Source organism: Vibrio sp. OPT46 (assembly GCF_015163535.1).
GTDB lineage: Bacteria > Pseudomonadota > Gammaproteobacteria > Enterobacterales > Vibrionaceae > Vibrio > Vibrio alginolyticus.
Genome location: NZ_JADDYG010000029.1, coordinates 45,967 through 50,832, shown reverse-complemented (window position 1 = coordinate 50,832; position 4,866 = coordinate 45,967). Strand labels below are relative to the sequence as shown.

At 45.7% G+C, this 4,866-nt stretch carries 7 protein-coding genes; 1 reads left to right on the top strand and 6 read right to left on the bottom strand.

The genetic code is table 11. The features are described from left to right. Nucleotides 1-232: 232 nt before the first annotated feature. Nucleotides 233-694 carry a TetR/AcrR family transcriptional regulator gene (locus IQR33_RS02250; protein WP_005385033.1) on the top strand — a complete coding sequence of 154 codons (462 nt, stop codon included), beginning with the start codon at nt 233-235 and terminating at the stop codon, nt 692-694. A 112-nt stretch (nt 695-806) separates the two neighbouring features. Here IQR33_RS02250 and IQR33_RS02245 read toward each other — a convergent pair whose 3' ends face one another. The 6 genes from IQR33_RS02245 to IQR33_RS32110 form a co-directional block, all read right to left on the bottom strand. Beyond that, nucleotides 807-1,589, bottom strand: a complete 783-nt coding sequence (locus tag IQR33_RS02245) for a heme ABC transporter ATP-binding protein (protein WP_005385036.1) — start codon at nt 1,587-1,589, stop codon at nt 807-809. Further along, complete coding sequence (locus tag IQR33_RS02240; RefSeq protein ID WP_005375318.1) at nt 1,589-2,626, bottom strand: FecCD family ABC transporter permease; 1,038 nt, start codon at nt 2,624-2,626, stop codon at nt 1,589-1,591. Before IQR33_RS02240 ends, IQR33_RS02245 begins: the two co-directional genes overlap by 1 nt. A gap of 9 nt (nt 2,627-2,635) precedes the next feature. Next, on the bottom strand, nt 2,636-3,505 hold the full coding sequence (locus IQR33_RS02235; protein ID WP_193837189.1) for a heme/hemin ABC transporter substrate-binding protein: 870 nt from the start codon (nt 3,503-3,505) through the stop codon (nt 2,636-2,638). A gap of 28 nt (nt 3,506-3,533) precedes the next feature. Next, complete coding sequence (locus tag IQR33_RS02230) at nt 3,534-3,947, bottom strand: ExbD/TolR family protein (RefSeq protein WP_005375322.1); 414 nt, start codon at nt 3,945-3,947, stop codon at nt 3,534-3,536. Further along, complete coding sequence (locus tag IQR33_RS02225; RefSeq protein ID WP_005375324.1) at nt 3,944-4,642, bottom strand: MotA/TolQ/ExbB proton channel family protein; 699 nt, start codon at nt 4,640-4,642, stop codon at nt 3,944-3,946. Before IQR33_RS02225 ends, IQR33_RS02230 begins: the two co-directional genes overlap by 4 nt. Then, on the bottom strand, nt 4,642-4,866 hold a 225-nt coding region (locus IQR33_RS32110), incomplete at its 5' end, for an energy transducer TonB (RefSeq protein WP_228013721.1). The genes IQR33_RS32110 and IQR33_RS02225, both read right to left, overlap by 1 nt.

Here is a 4,866-nt window from a genome sequence, read left to right as displayed (position 1 = left end):
AAAATTACACATTACGCAGTGTAAAGACGTTATGGTTTGGAACTCGACATGATATTAAATAGTCGCAATACATATACCCAAAGCGCTTTCAAGTGCAGCGCTTAGCAACCTGATTTCTAGGTTTTCGCTAATCGAACCGCATCGGCGAGCCGGGTATAATGCTAAGAATGATTTCATTCTGGCCTCATTTAATAGTGAGTTAGATGGATTTACAAAGAGAAGAGCTTAAAATATGCCAAAGCGTAGTAAAGAAGATACCGAAATCACTATCCAAAAGATCATGGATGCCGTTATTGATCAGCTACTCAGATTAGGTTACGACAAAATGTCGTACACGACGCTAAGCCAGCAGACAGGTATATCGCGTACCGGTATTAGCCATCACTTCCCTAAGAAAACGGACTTCACCGCCGCACTGGATGGCCGTATCTTTAAAATGTTTATTGAACACTTAGAGTTTGATAAAGGATTAAATGCATTTTCACAAAGTTGGATTAAAGCGCTGGAAGATGCTGAGTTCCTCGCGATTTTACGACTGCTATTCCATCACATTGTCACCGCTGAAAATGCGCAAGAATTTGCTGCTAATGGTATTGACCGCTTATACAAAATGGTTGAAAGCCAGTTTGGTGCGGGTGGTGACAAAGAGCTTGAGTGGTTGATTGGTCGATCATTGATCCAAATGAGCAAGTAATAGCCTTTAAAGCACCAAATTCTGCCACTATCAAAGCAAAGGCCCGCAACTCTCATATTGCGGGCCTTTGTCGTATCGAAGTGTTTTAGAGACGGCTTAGAGGAGATACGCTTTATGCTGCGGCATGCACTTGAGGGAAGTCTAGCGTCGGATGTTTTGTCACAATAGATCGATAGCCATAAACTTGCTCAATGCGCTCTGACGTTAGTGCATTCCATGGCGTGTCATCACAAACTAGTTTCCCGTTATGCAAGAGTACAAGGCGGTCTGCGTACTGAGAGGCTAGATTCAAGTCATGTAACACCACAACCACCGCTGCGTTTTGTGCTTTTGCCGTTTCACGAGCAATCTTTAACGTGTTGTGTTGGTGGGCGAGATCCAACGCTGAGGTAGGTTCATCAAGCATTAAGATTCGTTTTTCGCCAGATTGATGTAGTTGTGTCATCACTCGTGCTAGATGCAGTCGTTGCTTTTCTCCACCAGATAAAGACGGGTACAGGCTTTCTGCTAAATGCAATACGTCGGTTTGTTCCATGTAATGTAAAGCCAGTTTAGTGGTTTCTTTATTGGACAGTGATAGCGGTATTGCCCCCAGCTCTACTACTTCTCTGGCTAGAAATGGGAAGGTTAAGGTGCTGTGCTGCGGGAGCATTGCAATATGTTTGGCGCTTTTTTCAGGCTCCCAATCATGCTTTTGTTTACCGAAGTAGGTGATGTGATGATTCGAAGAGATCTCACCGCATAGAAGCTTGAGCAAAGTACTTTTACCTGCGCCATTGGGGCCGAGTAGGGCGGTCACTTCACCAGCTCGGATATCAATGTTGATGTCATCGAGCACCACACGGTTGCCATACGTCATCGAAATGTTTTTCCCCGATAAAACGATCTGGTTCATTACAAAATCTTCCCTTTTTGCTGGAACAATAAGTAGATGAAAAAGGGCGCGCCAATCAATGCGGTCACGATTCCAACTGGTAATTCAGCTGGTGCCACGGCAACACGAGCAAACATATCTGCGGCAGTAAGAAGCAGTGCTCCCATTAAGGCAGATATTGGTAATAGCGTTCGATGGTCAGGCCCAGCGAGCATGCGCCCTAAGTGAGGAATCACGAGCCCAATAAAGCCAATTGCACCACTGATGCTCACCGTAATACCAACACCCAGTGCAGAAAGTAAAATAAGCTGACGTTTGAGTTTTTGAACCGGAACTCCTAAGTGTCTTGCTTCTGATTCCCCTAACAACAGAGCATTCAGCGCCATCGACTTCTTCTGGAACCAGAGTAATAGGATGACGAGTGTTACAGCAGATAGAGCAATCCCTGACCAATTTGCACCAGCTAATGAGCCCATCGACCAAAGCGTCAAGTCTCGCAGCATCTGATCATCTGCGATAAAGTTCATGTAGCCAATCGCAGCACCCGAGAGCGCACTGATGGCAACGCCGGCTAACAACATAATTGTAACTGAGGTACCAAACTTACTTGTGCCGAGTTTATAAACGAGAATAGTCGTTAGTGCACCGCCAAGGAAAGCAAAAAGAGGCAGAGCCGCTAAGTTCATTAGTTGCGGATAGTTTTGGCTAAATTCAGCAAATACAACAATAGCGAATGCACCACCAAGAGCAGCGCCAGCAGACACACCAATGATACCAGGCTCGGCTAATGGGTTACGGAACAAGCCCTGCATAACCACACCACAAATTGCCAAAATGGCGCCGATGAACATACACAAAATGGTGCGAGGCAATCGGATTTCGTTAATGACCAACTGAATGTGAGGAGCGAGATCAGAACTGCCTCCCGTTAGGCTACGCAAACTGTCAGCAAAGCTAATGTTCATTGGGCCAACGGTAATAGAGGCGATAGCAATAAATGCTAAAAATCCACTAAGCACTGATAACGTCGTTGAAAGGGGGATGCGTCTTAACAACATGTCATGTCTCTATGGGTAAAGCAGTGCATTCAAGCGTTTAGCTTCTGCAAGGCTTTTAAGGCCCAAACCACCTACCAGAGCATGGCCATCAATCGTTATGATGTCTTTGTTCTTTCCAGCGGGTGTTGCAGCAAGAAGCGGCATTGCTTTTAAAATTGCATCGGCACCACCCAACGTTTCATAGCTGCGACCACTAACAAGAATCACGTCAGGCTGCATCTCTACCATCGCTTCTGTGGATAGAGGCTTGTAAGACGAGAGTTGTGTAGCGGCTGGGTTTTGTCCGCCGGCGAGTTGAATAATTGCATCGGGTGTCGTTTGTGAGCCCGCAACATTTGCAGGTCGCCCTTCATGGATCAGCAGAAAGAGCACTTTCTTTTTCTTTGCTTGATTAGGCTGGTTTGCATTGAGTGCTTGTACTTGCGCCTGGACATCTTGCTTTAAGCTTTCAGCTTGAGCCTTGCGATCCATAAGGTTCGCAATTTGATCAATACGTTGATAAAGGCCCTCGACATTTGCATCAGTATTAACAATTTCTACATCTACGCCAGCCGATTTCAATTGGCTCAATGTTGTTTTCGGCCCCATCTCATCAGAACCAATGACTTTTGTCGGACGTAAGGCGAGCAACCCCTCCGCTGAAAGACGACGATGGTAGCCCACTTTAGGCAGTTCCATCCCTTTTGGTAATTGACTGGTGACGTCGATAGCAACCAAGCTATCTTTAGCGTCGAGTTCAAGCAAGAGTTCAGTGACGGCGCTGCCTGCGCTAACAACGCGCTCTGAGGATGGCGTTTCATTGGCAAAAAGTTGACTACTCGCGAGTAGGGAAATAGCTGCCGTGATAACAGCATGAATAGTGATGCGTGTGTTCTTCATTTTGAAAGGATCTCTATCTTACTTATTTTTATGATGGCTCTTCAGTGAGTAACTGAGTTGCTTGAATTCCGTTTTCTTGTAAAAAGCCGAGAAGTTGTACTAGCGACTGAATATTCGCGGTTTTTTCTGCTCCAATTACAATCGGTTTATCGCTTGACTTACTCTCTTCTAACAGCGCGAGGGTAAAGTTGTCCCAATCGATATATGTCTTGCCGTTAATAGCCCAGTAAGGCTCGTCTTTAAGAATATTTACCGTGATGGATTGCTTATCGACATCTGCAACAGCCTGAGATTCTGTGCTCGGTAAATTGACGTCTAATGAATCGAGTTTGACCGCTGCGGTTAACATCAGGAAAACCATGACGATAAAAATAATGTCTAACAGCGGTGTTAAATCGGGGGTTAAACCGTTACGACTATTTTCTTGTGGTGTTTTAATCATTTAGTTGCTGCCTCAATCTTCTCAGAAGAGCGCAGTGTTACTTTTGAGTGGTCTGGCGAGACATGCTGTAACGAGATACCTTCAAGCCATAAGTTGACGTAGTTTAAAGTGTGCTCAAGCTTGGCGATTACACGATCCGCCCACAAACCAATGATCTGCGCTCCTGAAATGGCAGGAAGTGCGATAATGAGACCCGCGGCAGTGGTGCGCATAGCAAGACCTAGGCCGTCAGCCAAATCATTCGGAGTGATATTCCCCGTTGAAACCGCGATGCCTTTAAACATGTCAATTAAGCCAAGTACCGTACCAAGCAAGCCAATTAAAGGGCTGATGACGCCAATCAGCGTCAGCAAACGAAGGCCGGAATGCAGCTGATGGCGTTTTTCTTGCAGCCAAATACCTGCGGCATCCTCTCTTAAAGATTTCGAGAAAGAATGATGAGCAAGCAACATCGCAACACCACGGTACAGAAGCGGCCGCTTATTCGACAACTCTTCAGCAAGTGCTTCAAGCTCGCTCCCATTTGTTGGGTCTAATCCTGTGAGCTTTTGGCGAATGGCTCGCTTTCCTACACCAAGGCTAATTAACACATGGAATAATCGCTCGGCGATGATCATCACCGTTAGAGCTGAGCAAATGATCAAAGGCCATGTCATCAGCCCAAATTGAGTTTGTAATTCTTGTAGTTGTTCCATTATCCATCCAACTTAAAACGAACAGGTACTTGTACTCGGTGAGCGACTTTTAGCCCACCTGAAATATGTGGTGTAAATTGCCACTGTTTGATCGCACGAAGTGCTGAGGCATCTAGCGACTCTGTGCCGGAAGACTCAATCAAAACCTGTTTAATCTGGTTACCATTCTCATCTAGCCATATCTCATACAAGGCTACACCCTCAATACCGCGTCTTTGTGCAGA

What these genes read in the sequence shown, in the direction of transcription:
- IQR33_RS02250 (WP_005385033.1), top strand. Translation starts at nt 233, where the DNA reads ATGCCAAAGCGTAGTAAAGAAGATACCGAAATCACTATCCAAAAGATC.
- IQR33_RS02225 (WP_005375324.1), bottom strand. Translation starts at nt 4,642, where the DNA reads ATGGAACAACTACAAGAATTACAAACTCAATTTGGGCTGATGACATGG.
- IQR33_RS02235 (WP_193837189.1), bottom strand. Translation starts at nt 3,505, where the DNA reads ATGAAGAACACACGCATCACTATTCATGCTGTTATCACGGCAGCTATT.
- IQR33_RS02245 (WP_005385036.1), bottom strand. Translation starts at nt 1,589, where the DNA reads ATGAACCAGATCGTTTTATCGGGGAAAAACATTTCGATGACGTATGGC.
- IQR33_RS02240 (WP_005375318.1), bottom strand. Translation starts at nt 2,626, where the DNA reads ATGTTGTTAAGACGCATCCCCCTTTCAACGACGTTATCAGTGCTTAGT.
- IQR33_RS02230 (WP_005375322.1), bottom strand. Translation starts at nt 3,947, where the DNA reads ATGATTAAAACACCACAAGAAAATAGTCGTAACGGTTTAACCCCCGAT.